Genomic DNA, 18,910 nt, shown 5'->3' on the forward strand with positions numbered 1-18,910 from the left:
TTTTTTTCAGGATCCGGCATGTAGGCCGGATCAGGAACGACAAAACAATGGCCTGGAGGCTACCTTGTTAAATTCATTTAAACTTTCGCTACAGTACATTCTGCCGAAACTATGGCTTACTCGCCTGGCGGGTTGGGGCGCAAGCAAGCGGGCAGGATGGCTGACAAAACTGGTTATCGATCTGTTCGTTAAATACTACAAGGTCGACATGAAAGAGGCGCAAAAGCCGGACACCGCCAGCTACCGCACCTTTAACGAATTCTTTGTCCGTCCGCTGCGTGACGAAGTACGCCCAATCGATACCGATCCGAATGTACTGGTTATGCCTGCCGATGGCGTTATCAGCCAGTTGGGTAAAATCGAAGAAGATAAAATCCTGCAAGCCAAAGGCCACAACTACAGCCTCGAAGCCCTGCTGGCAGGCAACTATCTGATGGCGGATCTCTTCCGTAACGGTACGTTTGTGACCACTTACCTCTCCCCACGTGACTACCACCGCGTACACATGCCGTGCAACGGTATTCTGCGTGAAATGATCTACGTGCCGGGCGATCTCTTCTCCGTTAACCATCTCACGGCTCAGAACGTGCCGAATCTGTTTGCCCGTAACGAACGCGTGATCTGCCTGTTCGATACCGAATTTGGCCCGATGGCGCAGATTCTGGTCGGTGCGACGATTGTAGGCAGCATTGAGACGGTCTGGGCGGGCACCATTACGCCGCCGCGCGAAGGCATCATCAAGCGCTGGACCTGGCCTGCCGGGGAAAACGACGGTTCTGTGGCATTGCTGAAAGGCCAGGAAATGGGTCGCTTTAAACTTGGCTCTACCGTTATCAACCTGTTTGCACCAGGTAAAGTGAACCTGGTTGAGCAACTGGAAAGCCTGTCTGTCACGAAAATTGGCCAGCCGCTGGCAGTATCTACCGAAACCTTTGTTACGCCAGACGCTGAACCAGCCCCGCTTCCTGCTGAAGAGATCGAAGCAGAACACGACGCCAGCCCATTGGTTGACGACAAAAAAGACCAGGTCTAATCCATCAAAGGAAACGCTGACGTGCGCCTGATTATCACTTTTCTGATGGCCTGGTGCCTCAGTTGGGGGGCGTACGCCGCGACGGCCCCCGATAGCAAACAAATCACCCAGGAACTGGAGCAGGCAAAAGCGGCGAAACCCGCGCAGCCGGAAGTCGTAGAGGCGCTCCAGTCTGCCTTAAATGCGCTTGAGGAACGAAAAGGTTCCCTTGAGCGCATCAAGCAATATCAAGAAGTCATTGATAATTATCCGAAAATTTCCGCCACTCTGCGCGCGCAGTTAAACAACATGCGTGACGAGCCACGCAGCGTGTCGCCGGGAATGTCTAACGATGCGCTGAATCAGGAAATTCTCCAGATCAGCAGTCAGTTGCTGGATAAAAGCCGTCAGGCCCAGCAAGAGCAGGAGCGCGCCCGCGAGATTGCCGATTCGCTGAATCAACTGCCGCAACAGCAAACCGATGCCCGCCGTCAGTTGAATGAAATCGAGCGCCGCCTGGGGACGCTTACCGGCAATACCCCGCTCAATCAGGCACAAAATTTCGCGTTGCAGTCTGACTCCGCACGTCTGAAAGCGCTCGTTGATGAACTGGAGCTGGCGCAGCTATCTGCCAATAACCGCCAGGAATTAGCGCGCTTGCGCTCTGAGCTGGCGGAAAAAGAGAGCCAGCAGCTGGATGCATATTTGCAAGCACTACGCAACCAGTTGAATAGTCAACGCCAACTGGAAGCGGAACGGGCGCTGGAAAGTACCGAGCAACTGGCGGAAAGTAGCGCCGATTTGCCAAAAGATATCGTCGCCCAGTTTAAAATTAACCGCGAACTATCGGCGGCGCTGAATCAACAGGCGCAGCGGATGGATCTCGTTGCCTCGCAACAGCGTCAGGCTGCCAGCCAGACGTTACAGGTCCGGCAGGCGTTGAATACGCTGCGTGAACAGTCGCAATGGCTGGGATCATCTAACCTGCTCGGCGAAGCGTTGCGGGCGCAGGTGGCACGGCTACCGGAAATGCCAAAACCACAACAGCTTGATACCGAAATGGCGCAGTTACGTGTGCAACGGTTACGTTATGAGGATCTGCTTAATAAACAGCCGCTGCTACGGCAAATCCATCAGGCCGACGGTCAGCCACTGACCGCTGAGCAAAACCGTATTCTGGAAGCACAGCTACGCACTCAGCGTGAGTTGCTGAACTCATTGTTGCAGGGTGGCGACACGCTACTGCTGGAGCTGACCAAGCTGAAAGTCTCCAACGGGCAACTGGAGGATGCGCTGAAAGAGGTGAACGAAGCGACGCACCGCTATCTGTTCTGGACCTCTGACGTGCGCCCGATGACCATCGCCTGGCCGCTGGAAATCGCCCAGGATCTGCGTCGTCTCATTTCGCTGGACACCTTCAGTCAGTTGGGCAAAGCCAGTGTGATGATGCTGACCAGTAAAGAGACGATTTTGCCGCTGTTTGGCGCGTTGATTCTGGTCGGTTGCAGTATTTACTCGCGCCGCTATTTCACCCGTTTTCTTGAACGTTCGGCGGCGAAAGTCGGCAAAGTGACTCAGGATCACTTCTGGCTGACGTTACGCACTCTTTTCTGGTCGATTCTCGTCGCGTCACCGCTGCCTGTGCTGTGGATGACGCTGGGTTACGGCTTGCGCGAGGCGTGGCCTTATCCGCTGGCGGTCGCGATTGGTGATGGCGTAACAGCCACCGTGCCGCTGCTGTGGGTAGTGATGATTTGCGCCACCTTTGCTCGCCCGAACGGCTTGTTTATCGCTCATTTTGGCTGGCCGCGCGAACGAGTTTCCCGTGGGATGCGTTACTACCTGATGAGCATCGGGCTCATTGTGCCGCTGATTATGGCGCTGATGATGTTCGATAACCTCGACGACCGCGAATTTTCCGGTTCGCTGGGACGGCTTTGCTTTATCCTCATTTGCGGTGCGCTGGCGGTGGTCACCCTCAGCCTGAAAAAGGCCGGGATCCCGCTGTATCTCAACAAAGAAGGCAGCGGCGACAACATTACCAACCATATGCTGTGGAACATGATGATTGGCGCACCGCTGGTTGCCATTCTGGCGTCGGCGGTGGGTTATCTGGCAACGGCGCAGGCACTGTTAGCGAGGCTTGAAACCTCGGTTGCCATCTGGTTCCTGCTACTGGTGGTTTATCACGTTATCCGCCGCTGGATGCTGATCCAGCGCCGCAGGCTGGCGTTTGACCGGGCGAAGCATCGCCGGGCAGAGATGTTAGCGCAGCGTGCGCGTGGCGAAGAGGAAGCGCATCATCACAGTAGCCCGGAAGGAGCAATTGAAGTCGATGAAAGCGAAGTCGATCTCGATGCCATCAGTGCGCAATCCTTGCGGCTGGTGCGCTCAATTTTGATGTTGATCGCCCTGCTTTCGGTCATTGTGCTGTGGTCAGAAATCCATTCCGCTTTCGGCTTCCTCGAAAATATTTCGCTGTGGGATGTCACTTCCACGGTACAGGGCGTAGAAAGCCTGGAGCCGATTACCCTCGGTGCGGTACTGATTGCCATTCTGGTGTTTATCATCACCACGCAGCTGGTGCGCAACCTGCCCGCGCTGCTGGAACTGGCGATTCTGCAGCACCTGGATTTAACGCCGGGTACGGGCTACGCCATCACCACCATCACCAAATATCTGCTGATGCTGATTGGCGGGCTGGTCGGCTTCTCGATGATTGGTATTGAGTGGTCGAAATTGCAGTGGCTGGTCGCCGCGCTCGGTGTTGGTCTGGGCTTTGGTTTACAGGAGATTTTCGCCAACTTTATCTCTGGCCTGATTATCCTGTTCGAAAAACCGATTCGTATTGGCGATACGGTAACGATCCGCGATCTCACCGGTAGCGTGACAAAAATTAACACCCGCGCCACCACCATCAGCGACTGGGACCGTAAAGAGATAATCGTGCCGAACAAGGCGTTTATTACCGAGCAGTTTATCAACTGGTCGCTCTCTGACTCGGTCACGCGCGTGGTATTGACGATTCCGGCCCCTGCCGATGCTAACAGTGAAGAAGTGACGGAAATCCTGCTCACCGCAGCGCGTCGCTGCTCGCTGGTGATCGACAACCCGGCGCCGGAAGTCTTCCTGGTGGATCTGCAACAGGGGATTCAAATTTTCGAGCTGCGTATTTACGCCGCTGAGATGGGTCACCGTATGCCGCTACGCCATGAGATCCACCAACTAATTCTGGCGGGCTTCCACGCCCACGGTATCGATATGCCATTCCCGCCCTTCCAGATGCGTCTGGAAAGCCTGAATGGTAAACAAACGGGGAGAACATTAACTTCTGCGGGCAAAGGTCGTCAGGCGGGAAGTTTGTAATGCATGAAGCTGCCAAATGATGTCAACGTGGCTCATTTAGCAGCTTAACATCATCTTCAGTTATCACTGGCCCCGGAGAGTATCATCCATACGCATTACTTCCTGACAACTCATCGCCGGAGAGACGATGAGTTGCAGGATTTCATATGATCAGTCGAGAGCTAACTCAGGTTTGTTCGCCATGCGACTGCAATAGTTCTGGTAAATCGCCATCGCTAACAGCGAGAAGAAGACAGGGCCGCCAATCATCCACAATGAGCTGTCCCAGTCTCCAGCTTCAACCACAGGTTGAATGATGGTGAAGACGTTCGCAAATGTCACCACCAGTACGACAACCACCGTCGCAATCATTGCCGACAAATGCGTTTTGAAAATCACAAACGGTCTGTCGAGATCCTGACGTGCTTTAAAGAACGGGAAAGCCAGCGCGAGGAACAGGTAAGGAAGCGTCATAGACACGTTCGCCATCAGCGTCAGCTTGTTAAAGAACGCCGATGCGGTACCGCCACCAAACGAAACCAGCAGGATGAAGACAGTAACCAACCCACACTGCATCCACATGGCGATAGACGGCATCCCCATCGCATTCAGGCGCGTCATCGGTTCCGGCCACAATGCTTTCGGCGTCCCCTGGATGATGGCTTTCAGCGGTGAATAGCAAAGCGTAAAGAACGCCCCGGTATAAGCGAGGAACATCGAAAGTCCGGTAATACGCGCAAACCATACGCCCAGCGACAATGACGCTTCAGGTGAAAAATGCAGTGCGTTACCCAGCGTCACCCCGAGGCTCTTCATCAGCACATAGGTAATATTGCCGAGGTTAACGGAACCATTACTTAATACCTGCTGCCAGTTTGTGCTGACGCCCCATAAAAATATTGCCAGCGAATAACCGATTGAAATAACAATAGCGGCAAAAACAATACCTTTGGCAAAGTTCTTTTCTGGATTTTCCGTTTTATCAACCAGACCACCAACCGCTTCAATTCCGCCATAGGCAAAAATGGCAAATACCACAAACGATAGCATTGCCAGACCGGACTGATAACCTGGGTTCGGTGATGCAAGGAAATTAATATCCTGCGCGAAATGCCCACCATTTAATAACAAAATAGTAATGCTTACTAACAGCAATACTAAATTCAGACACATTACTGCAATACCGCCCACCGCAGTAATGCGGGCAATTTTATTAATCCCTTTTGAAGCAACGACGGTGACCAGAATCATCCATGCCACTGCCAGCAGACCAACCACCTGCGTAGGCTCCAGTCCGGCAATATGCCAGTGCTGGGTCATGTCGCTACCGTAGAGGAATGTTGAGAACGGTACCCAAACTTTCGCGGAGGTACTCACCATCCAGATGATATAAGAGGAAAACCACATAAACGTACCAATGAAGGCAAAACGTGGTCCGACACTATTATTCATCCAGGAATAGATACCGCCTTCTTCTTTGCGATAAGCAGCTCCCATTTCAGCCATCATTAAGGCGAATGGAATAAAGAATAACAATGCAGAAAATATATAAAAGGGAATCGCACTATAACCCATTAAGTAATAAGCCGATGGGCTATTGGCAAATCCAAATACAGAAGTAAAGATCATCAATATGAGTCCTATCAGACTCATCTTTTTTATCGAGTGAGGCATGAAACCATCCTTCATTTCAGCGCGTGTATAAAACGCGCCCACTGAACTGCACTGCCCAACATTGAGCGGGCAGCGTAAAAACCAATACAGAATTGATACCTGGATGATATCAAATATCCAGTCTTAAATTGTGGCCTTTAGCGGAAAAATGAAAACATATGCTACAGAATGGCGCTTATCACGCCATTCTTCGCTGTTAATTCAGTAATTTTTCAGAATTATGCCCGGTCAACGCTAAAGGCGATGACTTCAGCCAGTGTCTCCGCGCCCAGCGCCAACATCACCAGACGATCAACACCTAATGCCACGCCGGAACAGTCAGGCATACCGACTTTCAAGGCTTCAATCAGATTCTGGTCAATGGGGTGCTGCGGCAAACCGCGCGCCGCGCGCTTACGGTTATCTTGTTCAAAGCGTTGTTGCTGCTCACGGGCATCCGTCAATTCATGGAAACCATTCGCCAGCTCAATACCTTTATAATAAACCTCAAAGCGTTCAGCGACCCGATGATCTTCGGTACTGATTTGCGCCAGTGATGCCTGGCTGGCTGGAAAGTGGTACACAAAGGTCGGTTTTTCTTTGCCAATATTTGGCTCTACGCCAAAGGTAAACAGCAATTGTAGAAGCGTGTCGCGGTCTTCTTCAGTATCGGCAACGTTGCTCAAATCCAGTTTCGCTGCCACTTCCCGCAGTTGCGTTTTGTCGGCAGAGAGTGGGTCAATTTCCAGATAACGTAAGAAAGCTTGTTGATAAGAAAGGCTTTCTGCTGCCGGACAGTCCAGCACCTGTTGCAAGAGATCGTCCACCTCGTTCATCAACCGGTACATATCATAGTGCGGTCGATACCACTCAAGCATAGTGAACTCAGGGTTGTGATAACGCCCCATCTCTTCATTACGGAAGCTGCGGCACAGCTGGAATACCGGCCCACAACCGGCAACCAGCAGGCGCTTCATATGGTATTCCGGGCTGGTCATTAACCAGAGATTCATCCCCTGCGAATGCCCGGGGCCAACGAAACGTGTCTCAAACGGGACCAAATGAATATCGGTTACCGTCGCCTGGCTCATACAAGGCGTCTCCACCTCCAGCACTCCACGATCGGCAAAGAAACGACGGATCTCCGCCATAATCGCCGCGCGTTTTAATAAGTTAGGAATGGATGCGCTCGGCTGCCAGGATGCCGTTTCGCTCATAGTTAAATCTCCAGTTTTTGACAAGGGCACGAAGTCTACTCGCAACGCGACGGCGAGACAAATTTTACGCAGGAATAACACAACGGTGGGCAGTGACTAAAAAAAGCACGATCTGATGGTTTAGTAATTAAATTAATCATCTTCAGTGATAATTTAGCCCTCTTGCGCACTAAAAAAATCGATCTCGTCAAATTTCAGACTTATCCATCAGACTATACTGTTGTACCTATAAAGGAGCAGTGGAATAGCGTTCGCAGACCGTAACTTTCAGGCACTTACCCTGAAGTACGGGGCTGTGGGATAAAAACAATCTGGAGGAATGTCGTGCAAACCTTTCAAGCCGATCTTGCCATTGTAGGCGCCGGTGGCGCGGGATTACGTGCTGCAATTGCTGCCGCGCAGGCAAATCCAAATGCAAAAATCGCACTAATCTCAAAAGTATACCCGATGCGTAGCCATACCGTTGCTGCAGAAGGGGGCTCCGCCGCTGTCGCGCAGGATCATGACAGCTTCGAATATCACTTTCACGATACAGTAGCGGGTGGCGACTGGTTGTGTGAGCAGGATGTCGTGGATTATTTCGTCCACCACTGCCCAACCGAAATGACCCAACTGGAACTGTGGGGGTGCCCATGGAGCCGTCGCCCGGATGGTAGCGTCAACGTACGTCGCTTCGGCGGCATGAAAATCGAGCGCACCTGGTTCGCCGCCGATAAGACCGGCTTCCATATGCTGCACACGCTGTTCCAGACCTCTCTGCAATTCCCGCAGATCCAGCGTTTTGACGAACATTTCGTGCTGGATATTCTGGTTGATGATGGTCATGTTCGCGGCCTGGTAGCAATGAACATGATGGAAGGCACGCTGGTGCAGATCCGTGCTAACGCGGTCGTTATGGCTACCGGCGGTGCGGGTCGCGTTTATCGTTACAACACCAACGGCGGCATCGTTACCGGTGACGGTATGGGTATGGCGCTAAGCCACGGCGTTCCGCTGCGTGACATGGAATTCGTTCAGTATCACCCAACCGGTCTACCAGGTTCCGGTATCCTGATGACCGAAGGCTGCCGCGGTGAAGGTGGTATTCTGGTCAACAAAAATGGCTACCGTTATCTGCAAGATTACGGCATGGGCCCGGAAACTCCGCTGGGCGAGCCGAAAAACAAATATATGGAACTGGGTCCACGCGACAAAGTTTCTCAGGCCTTCTGGCACGAATGGCGTAAAGGCAACACCATCTCCACGCCACGTGGCGATGTGGTTTACCTCGACCTGCGTCACCTCGGCGAGAAAAAACTGCATGAACGTCTGCCGTTCATCTGCGAACTGGCGAAAGCGTACGTTGGCGTCGATCCGGTTAAAGAACCGATTCCGGTACGTCCGACCGCACACTACACCATGGGCGGTATCGAAACCGATCAGAACTGTGAAACCCGCATTAAAGGTCTGTTCGCCGTGGGTGAATGTTCCTCTGTTGGTCTGCACGGTGCGAACCGTCTGGGCTCCAACTCGCTGGCGGAACTGGTGGTCTTCGGTCGTCTGGCCGGTGAACAAGCGACAGAGCGTGCAGCAACTGCCGGTAATGGCAACGAAGCGGCAATTGAAGCGCAGGCAGCTGGCGTTGAACAACGTCTGAAAGATCTGGTTAACCAGGATGGCGGCGAAAACTGGGCTAAGATCCGCGACGAAATGGGCATGGCAATGGAAGAAGGTTGCGGTATCTACCGTACGCCGGAACTGATGCAGAAAACCATCGACAAGCTGGCAGAGCTGCAGGAACGCTTCAAGCGCGTGCGCATCACCGACACTTCCAGCGTGTTCAACACCGACCTGCTCTACACCATTGAGCTGGGCCACGGTCTGAACGTTGCTGAATGTATGGCGCACTCCGCAATGGCACGTAAAGAGTCCCGCGGCGCGCACCAGCGTCTGGACGAAGGTTGCACCGAGCGTGACGACGTCAACTTCCTCAAACACACCCTCGCCTTCCGCGATGCTGATGGCACGACTCGCCTGGAGTACAGCGACGTGAAGATTACTACGCTGCCGCCAGCTAAACGTGTTTACGGTGGCGAAGCGGATGCAGCCGATAAGGCGGAAGCAGCCAATAAGAAGGAGAAGGCGAATGGCTGAGATGAAAAACCTGAAAATTGAGGTGGTGCGCTATAACCCGGAAGTCGATACCGCACCGCATAGCGCATTCTATGAAGTGCCTTATGACGCAACTACCTCATTACTGGATGCGCTGGGCTACATCAAAGACAACCTGGCACCGGACCTGAGCTACCGCTGGTCCTGCCGTATGGCGATTTGTGGCTCCTGCGGCATGATGGTTAACAACGTGCCAAAACTGGCATGTAAAACCTTCCTGCGTGATTACACCGACGGTATGAAGGTTGAAGCGTTAGCTAACTTCCCGATTGAACGCGATCTGGTGGTCGATATGACTCACTTCATCGAAAGTCTGGAAGCGATCAAACCGTACATCATCGGCAACTCCCGCACCGCGGATCAGGGTACTAACATCCAGACCCCGGCGCAGATGGCGAAGTATCACCAGTTCTCCGGTTGCATCAACTGTGGTCTGTGCTACGCCGCGTGCCCGCAGTTTGGCCTGAACCCAGAGTTCATCGGTCCGGCTGCCATTACGCTGGCGCATCGTTATAACGAAGATAGCCGCGACCACGGTAAGAAGGAGCGTATGGCGCAGTTGAACAGCCAGAACGGCGTATGGAGCTGTACTTTCGTGGGCTACTGCTCCGAAGTCTGCCCGAAACACGTCGATCCGGCTGCGGCCATTCAGCAGGGCAAAGTAGAAAGTTCGAAAGACTTTCTTATCGCGACCCTGAAACCACGCTAAGGAGTGCAACATGACGACTAAACGTAAACCGTATGTACGGCCAATGACGTCCACCTGGTGGAAAAAATTGCCGTTTTATCGCTTTTACATGCTGCGCGAAGGCACGGCGGTTCCGGCTGTGTGGTTCAGCATTGAACTGATTTTCGGGCTGTTTGCCCTGAAAAATGGCCCGGAAGCCTGGGCGGGATTCGTCGACTTTTTACAAAACCCGGTTATCGTGATCATTAACCTGATCACTCTGGCGGCAGCCCTGCTGCACACCAAAACCTGGTTTGAGCTGGCACCAAAAGCAGCCAATATCATTGTAAAAGACGAAAAAATGGGACCAGAGCCAATTATCAAAAGTCTCTGGGCGGTAACTGTGGTTGCCACCATCGTAATCCTGTTTGTTGCCCTGTACTGGTAAGGAGCCTGAGATGATTAATCCAAATCCAAAGCGTTCTGACGAACCGGTATTCTGGGGCCTCTTCGGGGCCGGTGGTATGTGGAGCGCCATCATTGCGCCGGTGATGATCCTGCTGGTTGGTATTCTGCTGCCGCTAGGGCTGTTTCCGGGTGATGCACTGAGCTACGAGCGCGTTCTGGCGTTCGCGCAGAGCTTCATTGGTCGCGTATTCCTGTTCCTGATGATCGTTCTGCCGCTGTGGTGTGGTTTACACCGTATGCACCACGCGATGCACGATCTGAAAATCCACGTACCTGCGGGTAAATGGGTTTTCTACGGTCTGGCTGCTATCCTGACAGTTGTCACGCTGATTGGTGTCGTTACAATCTAACGCATCGCCAATGTAAATCCGGCCCGCCTATGGCGGGCCGTTTTGTATGGAAACCAGACCCTATGTTCAAAACGACGCTCTGCACCTTATTAATTACCGCCTCTTGCTCCACATTTGCCGCCCCTCAACAAATCAACGATATTGTGCATCGCACAATTACCCCGCTTATAGAGCAACAAAAGATCCCCGGTATGGCGGTAGCGGTAATTTATCAGGGTAAACCTTATTACTTTACCTGGGGCTATGCGGACATCGCCAAAAAGCAGCCCGTCACACAGCAAACGTTGTTTGAGTTAGGTTCGGTCAGCAAAACATTTACGGGCGTGCTTGGTGGCGACGCTATTGCTCGAGGGGAAATCAAGTTAAGCGATCCCACAACAAAATACTGGCCTGAACTTACCGCTAAACAGTGGAATGGGATCACACTATTACATCTCGCAACCTACACCGCTGGCGGCCTGCCATTGCAGGTGCCGGATGAGGTGAAATCCTCAAGCGACTTGCTGCGCTTCTATCAAAACTGGCAGCCTGCATGGGCTCCAGGAACACAACGTCTGTATGCCAACTCCAGTATCGGTTTGTTCGGCGCACTGGCTGTGAAGCCGTCTGGTTTGAGTTTTGAGCAGGCGATGAAAACTCGTGTCTTCCAGCCACTCAAACTCAATCATACGTGGATTAATGTACCGTCCGCAGAAGAAAAGAACTACGCCTGGGGATATCGCGAAGGTAAGGCAGTACATGTTTCGCCAGGGGCGTTAGATGCTGAAGCTTATGGTGTGAAGTCGACCATTGAAGATATGGCCCGCTGGGTGCAAAGCAATTTAAAACCCCTTGATATCAATGAGAAAACACTTCAACAAGGGATACAACTGGCACAATCTCGCTACTGGCAAACCGGCGATATGTATCAGGGTCTGGGCTGGGAAATGCTGGACTGGCCGGTAAATCCTGACATCATCATTAACGGCAGTGACAATAAAATTGCACTGGCAGCACGCCCCGTAAAACCGATTACGCCCCCAACTCCTGCAGTACGCGCATCATGGGTACATAAAACGGGGGCGACCGGCGGATTTGGTAGCTATGTCGCGTTTATTCCAGAAAAAGAGCTGGGTATCGTGATGCTGGCTAACAAAAACTACCCCAATCCAGCGAGAGTCGCCGCCGCCTGGCAGATTCTCAACGCTCTACAGTAAAATTTCATCGGGTCCGAATTTTCGGACCTTTTCTCCGCTTTTCCTTGCTGTCATCTACACTTAGAAAAAAACCAGTAAGGAAACATTTATGCGCCTGCTCCCTCTCGTTGCCGCAGCGACAGCTGCATTTCTGGTCGTTGCCTGCAGTTCCCCTACGCCGCCGCGTGGCGTGACCGTAGTGAATAATTTCGACGCTAAACGTTATCTCGGTACCTGGTATGAGATTGCCCGTTTTGATCACCGCTTTGAACGTGGACTGGAAAAAGTCACCGCAACATACAGCCTGCGTGATGACGGCGGCCTGAATGTCATTAATAAAGGCTATAACCCTGACAGAGAAATGTGGCAGCAGAGTGAAGGGAAAGCGTACTTTACCGGCGCACCAACTCGCGCTGCGCTGAAAGTGTCATTCTTTGGTCCTTTCTATGGCGGTTATAACGTTATTGCACTCGATCGGGAATACCGCCATGCGCTGGTTTGCGGCCCGGACCGCGACTACCTGTGGATACTCTCCCGCACGCCAACCATTTCTGACGAAGTGAAACAGGAGATGCTGGCAGTCGCGACCCGGGAAGGGTTTGATGTCAGTAAGTTTATTTGGGTACAGCAGCCCGGTAGTTAATGAGTGCTGAGTTTCAGACCAATAATCCCCAATACGATTAACGCCAGACTCGCCAGGCGCATCGGGTTAGCGGACTCACCGAGCAGCACAATGCCGGTGATGGCCGCGCCGACTGCGCCAATACCCGTCCACACGGCATAAGCCGTCCCTACTGGTAACGATTTCATCGCCCAGGCAAGTAGCGCCAGACTGACAATCATCGCCGTCACGGTAATAACACTTGGCGTCAAACGACTAAAGCCGTGAGTATATTTCAGGCCAACGGCCCATACCACTTCCAGCAGACCAGCAATAACTAAGATAATCCAGGACATATCAGGCTCCGGAAAATTGGGGCCGTCCCCGGTGAAAAGACGCGTTTGCAGGTCGTCCTGCAAAGCTGATGGTTGAACGGATATTTTGCCAGGTGGCAGGGGAATTTCAACTATTACCTTTATGACTATCACAGAAAAAACAAACGGCACGACACAGCTGTCGTACCGTTATTGCTTATTGTTGCGCTTTCGTTGCTGCGCCAGAAATCGCGTTACCGCCATCAGAAATGTCTTCACCAACGCCACGCGTGGTGTTGCAGGCAGTTAATACTGTTGAAAGCACCAGAACAGAAAAGATCGCTGCAATTGTCTTCTTCACCATAACGTCTTCCTTTTAGGTAATGTTATTTATGTTTGCCTATAGCAAATTAATAATAGACAACATCGCCAAAAATGACGGAAATCTGATGATTTTTCGGAAGAGAAGAAAAATTAGCTGGCAGCGCGGGAGATGGAGTTGCCGAGATGTTTGATGTCTTCGCCGAAACCGCGAGCGGTGTTACAGCCCGTGAGCAGCGTGCTGGCAAGCAAAACAAGAACGATAAGGCGTTTCATCATCTCTGACCTGAATAAGTGATGGTGCAGCCTGCAGGCCGCACCACAACCGCATTACTTCACGCGAGAGACGTATTCACCAGAGCGGGTATCCACTTTGATGACTTCGCCGATTTGTACGAACAGCGGAACTTTAACCACAGCACCAGTAGACAGGGTAGCCGGTTTGCCGCCAGTACCTGCGGTATCACCTTTCAGGCCCGGATCGGTATCAACGATTTCCAGTTCAACGAAGTTCGGCGGAGTAACGGAGATCGGCTGACCATTCCACAGAGTTACGATACACTCTGCCTGATCCAGCAGCCATTTAGCGTTATCGCCAATTGCTTTTGCATCAGCAGACAGCTGCTCGAAAGTTTCGTTGTTCATGAAGTGCCAGAACTCACCGTCGTTGTACAGGTAAGTCAGGTTCATATCGACAACATCAGCGCCTTCAGCGGAATCAGTAGATTTGAAGGTTTTTTCTACGCGAGTACCGGTCAGCAGACGACGCAGTTTAACGCGAGCAAATGCCTGGCCTTTACCCGGTTTTACGAATTCACTCGCTTCAACCGCGTAAGGTTCGCCGTCTAACATGATTTTAAGACCAGCACGAAAATCGTTGCTATAGTACGTTGCCATAAGGCCCTCTGAAATTTGTTAATTGGTAGCTAAGCCACAAAATGGCGCATATTGTAACCCTAAATACCCCATCCAGAGAAGATTGGTTAACGCAACTTGCCGATGTTGTGACCGATCCTGATGAACTTCTGCGTCTTTTGAATATAGACGCGGAGGAAAAACTGTTGGCCGGACGCAGCGCCAAAAAGCTGTTTGCCCTGCGTGTGCCCCGCTCATTTATCGATCGAATGGAGAAAGGCAATCCGGACGATCCTCTTTTGCGTCAGGTACTTACCTCGCAAGATGAGTTTGTCGTCGCCCCCGGATTCTCCACCGACCCACTGGAAGAACAGCACAGCGTAGTGCCTGGTTTGTTGCATAAATACCACAACCGGGCGCTTTTGCTGGTCAAAGGCGGCTGCGCGGTAAATTGCCGTTATTGCTTCCGTCGCCACTTCCCCTATGCCGAAAATCAGGGCAACAAGCGTAACTGGCAGACTGCACTTGAGTATGTTGCTGCGCATCCGGAACTGGACGAGATGATTTTCTCCGGCGGCGATCCGCTGATGGCGAAAGATCACGAGCTGGACTGGTTGCTCACACAACTGGAAGCCATCCCGCATATCAAACGTCTGCGGATTCACAGTCGTCTGCCGATTGTGATCCCGGCACGCATCACAGATGCGCTGGTTGAACGCTTTTCACATTCTACGCTGCAAATCTTGCTGGTGAATCACATCAACCATGCCAATGAGGTAGATGAAACATTCCGTCAGGCGATGGCTAAGTTGCGCCGGGTGGGCGTTACTTTGCTGAACCAGAGCGTTCTGTTACGTGGTGTGAACGATAACGCGCAAACGCTGGCAAACCTGAGTAATGCGTTGTTCGATGCGGGCGTGATGCCGTATTACCTGCATGTGCTCGATAAAGTACAGGGCGCGGCGCATTTTATGGTGAGTGATGACGAAGCACGGCAGATTATGCGTGAGTTGCTGACATTGGTGTCGGGATATCTGGTGCCTAAACTGGCGCGAGAAATTGGCGGCGAACCCAGCAAAACGCCGCTGGATCTCCAGCTACGCCAGCAGTAACTGATTAAACAGGGAAGTTTAATCTTTGCCCGTTGCATAACCTTTAATTATTCATATACATTGCTGTTGTTACTCTTTATATAACCAACACCAATAATTAACCTTTCTTTTCTGTTTATATAGAGTGAGCACGGCTATTTATGTTATTTTAACAACTATTACTACCAAGCCCATTTATCTGGCTTATAAACTAAAATTAATTATTTAATTGAGAAATGGTTAGGGAGAACCTACATGGCCATAAGCATCAAGGGTGTTAATACCGGTGTTATTCGCAAGAGTAATAATTTCATTGCACTGGCGCTGAAAATTAAAGAACCTCGCAATAAAGAATCGTTGTTCTTTATGTCTGCCATGGAATTGCGCGACCTTCTGATTGCGCTGGAAAGTCGTCTGCATCAAAAGCATAAACTGGATGCTGCTGCACGCCTTCAGTATGAACAAGCTCGCGATAAAGTCATTAAGAAAATGGCAGAAAATATCCCAGAAATTCTGGTTGATGAGCTTAAAAATGCCGATATTAATCGTCGGGTTAACACGCTGGAACTTACCGATGATCAGGGCGAAAATCTTACCTTCGTATTAACGCTACATGACGGTAGCAAATGTGAGTTAGTCGTCAATGAGTTGCAGATTGAAATGCTGGCGCGAGCAATCATTCATGCAATTAATAATGCGGAAATGCGTGAACTGGCATTACGTATTACCTCACTGTTAGATTTCCTGCCGTTATACGACGTTGACTGCCAGGAAAATGGCAATCTGGAATATGACACCTATTCCCAACCGGAATGGAAACATAACTTGTTCAACCATTATCTGGCGGTGCTTTACCGCTTTAAAGATGAAAGTGGCAATGAACAATTTAGCGGCGCAGTGGTGAAAACGCGTGAAGCAACGCCGGGTAAAGAAGTGGAGGCGATCACTCGCCGAATGCTTGATTTCAGCCCCCGACTGAAAAAACTCGCGGGTGTGCCATGTCAGGTCTATGTTCGCACCGTAGCGGCAAATAACGCCCAACCGCTAACCCAGGATCAATGCTTACGCGCGCTGCATCACTTACGTGTTCAATCCACCAGCAAAACTGCACCACAGGCGAAATAATCACATCTGTTTTACTACGAGGCTGGAAGTATCCAGCCTCTGGATCACATCAGTTCGGGCACTTATAAACCTGACCGATAATCTGGCTATCCGTCGGGACAAAACTGGACAACATTCCCTGCGACGGGCTGCTGATGCCATAAATCACGTTACCGCCCATTGCAGCCGCCTGGTTGCGCAGATCGTTTGCTGCGCCGCGCATAGAACCGCCTTCTTCTCCGTGTTGCCCGGAAAGCCAGTTGCTTTGCTTACCTGTCGCAGTACCAATCAGCTGGCACTCTGCACCTGGTTGCTCGTCCACAATGCGTACACTCTGACCGGCAGCACTCAATTCGTTGCTGGAGCTACAACCCGCCATCAGTAGCGCGGCACCGACAATCCCTGCTAAGTATTTTACGTGCATGTTATTCCCCATAATCAATGAGCTGGACGCCACTCGCGTCGTCCGTGTCTGAATCTTATACTAGAAAGATGACCAAAAGAAAAACCCCCAGACATTTCTGCCCGGGGGTTTGTTTATTTCTGCGAGGTGCAGGGCAATTACATCATGCCGCCCATGCCACCCATGCCGCCCATACCGCCAGCAGCGCCTAAGTCAGCTGCATCGTTTTTCGGCAGGTCGGTAACCATGCACTCGGTGGTGATCATCAGGCCAGCCACAGAAGCCGCGTACTGCAGAGCAGAACGGGTTACTTTGGTTGGATCCAGGATACCCATATCGATCATGTTGCCGTATTCTTCAGTTGCTGCGTTGTAACCGTAGTTGCCGTCGCCGCCTTTAACGGTGTTAGCAACAACAGACGGTTCTTCGCCGCAGTTCAGGACGATCTGACGCAGCGGAGCTTCCATTGCACGCAGTGCAACTTTGATACCCACGTTCTGGTCTTCGTTCTGACCACGCAGGTCAGCCAGTTTAGACGCTACGCGGATCAGCGCAACACCACCACCAGCAACCACGCCTTCTTCTACCGCAGCACGGGTCGCGTGCAGGGCGTCTTCAACGCGTGCTTTTTTCTCTTTCATTTCAACTTCGGTAGCAGCACCAACTTTGATAACTGCAACGCCGCCTGCCAGTTTCGCTACGCGCTCCTGCAGTTTTTCACGGTCGTAGTCAGAAGTTGCTTCTTCAATCTGCTGACGGATCTGAGCAACACGGCCCTGGATTGCAGCTTCTTCACCCACGCCATCGATGATGGTGGTGGTGTCTTTGTTGATCACAACACGTTTAGCCTGACCCAGGTCTTCCAGGGTTGCTTTTTCCAGCTCCATACCGATCTCTTCAGAGATTACGGTACCGCCAGTCAGGGTTGCGATATCCTGCAGCATAGCTTTACGACGATCGCCGAAGCCCGGAGCTTTAACCGCAGCAACTTTCACGATGCCACGCATGGTGTTAACAACCAGAGTTGCCAGTGCTTCGCCTTCAACATCTTCAGCGATGATCAGCAGCGGTTTACCTGCTTTGGCAACAGCTTCCAGAACCGGCAGCATTTCGCGGATGTTGGAGATTTTCTTGTCAGCCAACAGGATGAACGGGCTTTCCAGTTCTACTGCGCCAGTTTCCGGCTTGTTGATGAAGTAAGGAGACAGGTAGCCACGGTCGAACTGCATACCTTCAACCACGTCCAGTTCGTCCTGCAGACCGGTACCGTCTTCAACGGTGATAACGCCTTCTTTACCGACTTTGTCCATCGCTTCAGCGATCAGTTTACCTACGGTTTCGTCGGAGTTAGCAGAGATGGTACCAACCTGAGCAATCGCTTTAGAGTCAGAGCACGGTACGGACAGCGCTTTCAGTTCTTCAACTGCAGCGGTAACTGCTTTGTCGATACCACGTTTCAGGTCCATCGGGTTCATGCCCGCAGCAACAGCTTTCAGACCCTCAGTGATGATAGCCTGAGCCAGTACGGTTGCAGTGGTGGTACCGTCGCCTGCAGCGTCGTTCGCTTTAGAGGCAACTTCTTTCACCATCTGCGCACCCATGTTTTCGAACTTGTCTTCCAGTTCGATTTCACGAGCAACGGAAACACCATCTTTGGTGATGGTCGGTGCACCGAAAGATTTATCCAGAACTACGTTACGGCCTTTCGGACCGAGGGTAACTTTCACTGCATCTGCCAGTACGTTTACGCCGCGCAGCATTTTCACACGAGCGTCGTTACCGAATTTTACGTCTTTAGCTGCCATTATCTTTATTCCTTAAATTCGTATGTTCAGTGTCGTGCGCGGATTACGCTTCAACAATTGCCAGAATGTCGCTTTCGGACATGATCAACACTTCTTCATTGTCGATCTTCTCAGATTTCACACCGTAGCCATCGTTGAAAATAACGATGTCGCCAACTTTCACATCCAGCGGCTTCACTTCGCCATTTTCAAGGATACGGCCATTGCCGACAGCCAGCACTTCGCCGCGGGTGGATTTAGCCGCTGCAGAGCCGGTCAGAACGATGCCGCCAGCAGATTTAGTTTCAACTTCTTTACGCTTGACGATCACGCGATCATGCAATGGACGAATATTCATTGATAACTCTCCTTTGAGAAAGTCCGTATCTGTTATGGGTG

Annotated in this window: 19 protein-coding genes; 10 read left to right on the plus strand and 9 right to left on the minus strand. The window is 51.6% G+C overall.

The window, feature by feature from the left end; genetic code table 11:
- The first annotated feature begins 64 nt into the window (after positions 1-64).
- Both asd and mscM read left to right on the plus strand, forming a co-directional pair.
- Positions 65-1,033, plus strand: a complete 969-nt coding sequence (gene asd / locus HBM92_RS21945) for an archaetidylserine decarboxylase (protein ID WP_000934920.1) — start codon at positions 65-67, stop codon at positions 1,031-1,033.
- 21 nt (positions 1,034-1,054) lie between these two features.
- A complete protein-coding gene (gene mscM / locus HBM92_RS21950) occupies positions 1,055-4,378 on the plus strand; it encodes a miniconductance mechanosensitive channel MscM (RefSeq protein WP_001236821.1) in 3,324 nt (1,107 codons plus the stop codon).
- A gap of 150 nt (positions 4,379-4,528) precedes the next feature.
- Here mscM and yjeM read toward each other — a convergent pair whose 3' ends face one another.
- Together yjeM and epmA are read right to left on the minus strand one after the other, a co-directional pair.
- Positions 4,529-6,031, minus strand: coding sequence for a glutamate/gamma-aminobutyrate family transporter YjeM (gene yjeM, locus HBM92_RS21955; protein ID WP_001443154.1), 1,503 nt, complete (start codon positions 6,029-6,031; stop codon positions 4,529-4,531).
- Between the two features lie 218 nt (positions 6,032-6,249).
- Positions 6,250-7,227 (minus strand): elongation factor P--(R)-beta-lysine ligase, encoded by a 978-nt coding sequence (epmA, locus tag HBM92_RS21960; protein WP_000004771.1) that lies wholly within the window; start codon positions 7,225-7,227, stop codon positions 6,250-6,252.
- A 324-nt stretch (positions 7,228-7,551) separates the two neighbouring features.
- On the opposite strand from epmA, the gene frdA reads away from it, so the two are divergent.
- The 6 genes from frdA (at position 7,552) to blc (ending at position 12,681) form a co-directional block, all read left to right on the plus strand.
- Positions 7,552-9,360 carry a fumarate reductase (quinol) flavoprotein subunit gene (gene frdA / locus HBM92_RS21965; RefSeq protein ID WP_001192980.1) on the plus strand — a complete coding sequence of 603 codons (1,809 nt, stop codon included), beginning with the start codon at positions 7,552-7,554 and terminating at the stop codon, positions 9,358-9,360.
- The gene (gene frdB / locus HBM92_RS21970) at positions 9,353-10,087 is read left to right on the plus strand and encodes a fumarate reductase iron-sulfur protein (RefSeq protein WP_000829498.1); all 735 of its coding nucleotides are present in this window, start codon (positions 9,353-9,355) and stop codon (positions 10,085-10,087) included. Before frdA ends, frdB begins: the two co-directional genes overlap by 8 nt.
- 10 nt (positions 10,088-10,097) lie before the next feature.
- Positions 10,098-10,493, plus strand: a complete 396-nt coding sequence (gene frdC, locus HBM92_RS21975) for a fumarate reductase subunit FrdC (protein WP_000208757.1) — start codon at positions 10,098-10,100, stop codon at positions 10,491-10,493.
- A 10-nt stretch (positions 10,494-10,503) separates the two neighbouring features.
- Positions 10,504-10,863 (plus strand): fumarate reductase subunit FrdD, encoded by a 360-nt coding sequence (frdD, locus tag HBM92_RS21980; protein ID WP_000609663.1) that lies wholly within the window; start codon positions 10,504-10,506, stop codon positions 10,861-10,863.
- A 62-nt stretch (positions 10,864-10,925) separates the two neighbouring features.
- Positions 10,926-12,059: a cephalosporin-hydrolyzing class C beta-lactamase EC-5 gene (locus tag HBM92_RS21985; RefSeq protein ID WP_001443153.1), complete on the plus strand. Its 1,134-nt coding sequence runs from the start codon at positions 10,926-10,928 to the stop codon at positions 12,057-12,059.
- Between the two features lie 88 nt (positions 12,060-12,147).
- Positions 12,148-12,681, plus strand: coding sequence for a lipocalin Blc (gene blc / locus HBM92_RS21990; protein WP_001238369.1), 534 nt, complete (start codon positions 12,148-12,150; stop codon positions 12,679-12,681).
- Here blc and sugE read toward each other — a convergent pair.
- The 4 genes from sugE to efp form a co-directional block, all read right to left on the minus strand.
- On the minus strand, positions 12,678-12,995 hold the full coding sequence (gene sugE, locus HBM92_RS21995) for a quaternary ammonium compound efflux SMR transporter SugE (protein WP_000118477.1): 318 nt from the start codon (positions 12,993-12,995) through the stop codon (positions 12,678-12,680). The two genes, blc and sugE, sit on opposite strands and share 4 nt — an antisense overlap.
- A gap of 175 nt (positions 12,996-13,170) precedes the next feature.
- Positions 13,171-13,317, minus strand: coding sequence for a lipoprotein toxin entericidin B (gene ecnB, locus HBM92_RS22000; RefSeq protein ID WP_000239596.1), 147 nt, complete (start codon positions 13,315-13,317; stop codon positions 13,171-13,173).
- Positions 13,318-13,427: 110 nt separating this feature from the next.
- Positions 13,428-13,553 (minus strand): lipoprotein antitoxin entericidin A, encoded by a 126-nt coding sequence (gene ecnA / locus HBM92_RS22005; protein ID WP_000977757.1) that lies wholly within the window; start codon positions 13,551-13,553, stop codon positions 13,428-13,430.
- A 51-nt stretch (positions 13,554-13,604) separates the two neighbouring features.
- Complete coding sequence (gene efp / locus HBM92_RS22010; protein ID WP_000257278.1) at positions 13,605-14,171, minus strand: elongation factor P; 567 nt, start codon at positions 14,169-14,171, stop codon at positions 13,605-13,607.
- Positions 14,172-14,212: 41 nt separating this feature from the next.
- On the opposite strand from efp, the gene epmB reads away from it, so the two are divergent.
- Complete coding sequence (gene epmB / locus HBM92_RS22015; protein WP_000940551.1) at positions 14,213-15,241, plus strand: EF-P beta-lysylation protein EpmB; 1,029 nt, start codon at positions 14,213-14,215, stop codon at positions 15,239-15,241.
- 234 nt (positions 15,242-15,475) lie between these two features.
- Positions 15,476-16,345 carry a YjeJ family protein gene (locus HBM92_RS22020; protein ID WP_001008035.1) on the plus strand — a complete coding sequence of 290 codons (870 nt, stop codon included), beginning with the start codon at positions 15,476-15,478 and terminating at the stop codon, positions 16,343-16,345.
- A gap of 49 nt (positions 16,346-16,394) precedes the next feature.
- Here HBM92_RS22020 and HBM92_RS22025 read toward each other — a convergent pair whose 3' ends face one another.
- The 3 genes from HBM92_RS22025 to HBM92_RS22035 form a co-directional block, all read right to left on the minus strand.
- Positions 16,395-16,748 carry a DUF4156 domain-containing protein gene (locus HBM92_RS22025; RefSeq protein WP_000558209.1) on the minus strand — a complete coding sequence of 118 codons (354 nt, stop codon included), beginning with the start codon at positions 16,746-16,748 and terminating at the stop codon, positions 16,395-16,397.
- A 137-nt stretch (positions 16,749-16,885) separates the two neighbouring features.
- A complete protein-coding gene (gene groL, locus HBM92_RS22030; protein ID WP_000729117.1) occupies positions 16,886-18,532 on the minus strand; it encodes a chaperonin GroEL in 1,647 nt (548 codons plus the stop codon).
- Between the two features lie 43 nt (positions 18,533-18,575).
- On the minus strand, positions 18,576-18,869 hold the full coding sequence (locus tag HBM92_RS22035; protein WP_001026276.1) for a co-chaperone GroES: 294 nt from the start codon (positions 18,867-18,869) through the stop codon (positions 18,576-18,578).
- Positions 18,870-18,910 lie beyond the last annotated feature (41 nt).

This window comes from Escherichia sp. E.sYA108 (assembly GCF_011754335.1).
Taxonomy (GTDB): Bacteria; Pseudomonadota; Gammaproteobacteria; order Enterobacterales; family Enterobacteriaceae; genus Escherichia; species Escherichia coli.

What these genes read in the sequence shown, in the direction of transcription:
- yjeM (WP_001443154.1), bottom strand. Translation starts at nt 6,031, where the DNA reads ATGCCTCACTCGATAAAAAAGATGAGTCTGATAGGACTCATATTGATG.
- epmA (WP_000004771.1), bottom strand. Translation starts at nt 7,227, where the DNA reads ATGAGCGAAACGGCATCCTGGCAGCCGAGCGCATCCATTCCTAACTTA.
- frdB (WP_000829498.1), top strand. Translation starts at nt 9,353, where the DNA reads ATGGCTGAGATGAAAAACCTGAAAATTGAGGTGGTGCGCTATAACCCG.
- frdC (WP_000208757.1), top strand. Translation starts at nt 10,098, where the DNA reads ATGACGACTAAACGTAAACCGTATGTACGGCCAATGACGTCCACCTGG.
- frdD (WP_000609663.1), top strand. Translation starts at nt 10,504, where the DNA reads ATGATTAATCCAAATCCAAAGCGTTCTGACGAACCGGTATTCTGGGGC.
- HBM92_RS21985 (WP_001443153.1), top strand. Translation starts at nt 10,926, where the DNA reads ATGTTCAAAACGACGCTCTGCACCTTATTAATTACCGCCTCTTGCTCC.
- blc (WP_001238369.1), top strand. Translation starts at nt 12,148, where the DNA reads ATGCGCCTGCTCCCTCTCGTTGCCGCAGCGACAGCTGCATTTCTGGTC.
- sugE (WP_000118477.1), bottom strand. Translation starts at nt 12,995, where the DNA reads ATGTCCTGGATTATCTTAGTTATTGCTGGTCTGCTGGAAGTGGTATGG.
- ecnB (WP_000239596.1), bottom strand. Translation starts at nt 13,317, where the DNA reads ATGGTGAAGAAGACAATTGCAGCGATCTTTTCTGTTCTGGTGCTTTCA.
- ecnA (WP_000977757.1), bottom strand. Translation starts at nt 13,553, where the DNA reads ATGATGAAACGCCTTATCGTTCTTGTTTTGCTTGCCAGCACGCTGCTC.
- efp (WP_000257278.1), bottom strand. Translation starts at nt 14,171, where the DNA reads ATGGCAACGTACTATAGCAACGATTTTCGTGCTGGTCTTAAAATCATG.
- epmB (WP_000940551.1), top strand. Translation starts at nt 14,213, where the DNA reads ATGGCGCATATTGTAACCCTAAATACCCCATCCAGAGAAGATTGGTTA.
- HBM92_RS22020 (WP_001008035.1), top strand. Translation starts at nt 15,476, where the DNA reads ATGGCCATAAGCATCAAGGGTGTTAATACCGGTGTTATTCGCAAGAGT.
- HBM92_RS22025 (WP_000558209.1), bottom strand. Translation starts at nt 16,748, where the DNA reads ATGCACGTAAAATACTTAGCAGGGATTGTCGGTGCCGCGCTACTGATG.
- groL (WP_000729117.1), bottom strand. Translation starts at nt 18,532, where the DNA reads ATGGCAGCTAAAGACGTAAAATTCGGTAACGACGCTCGTGTGAAAATG.
- HBM92_RS22035 (WP_001026276.1), bottom strand. Translation starts at nt 18,869, where the DNA reads ATGAATATTCGTCCATTGCATGATCGCGTGATCGTCAAGCGTAAAGAA.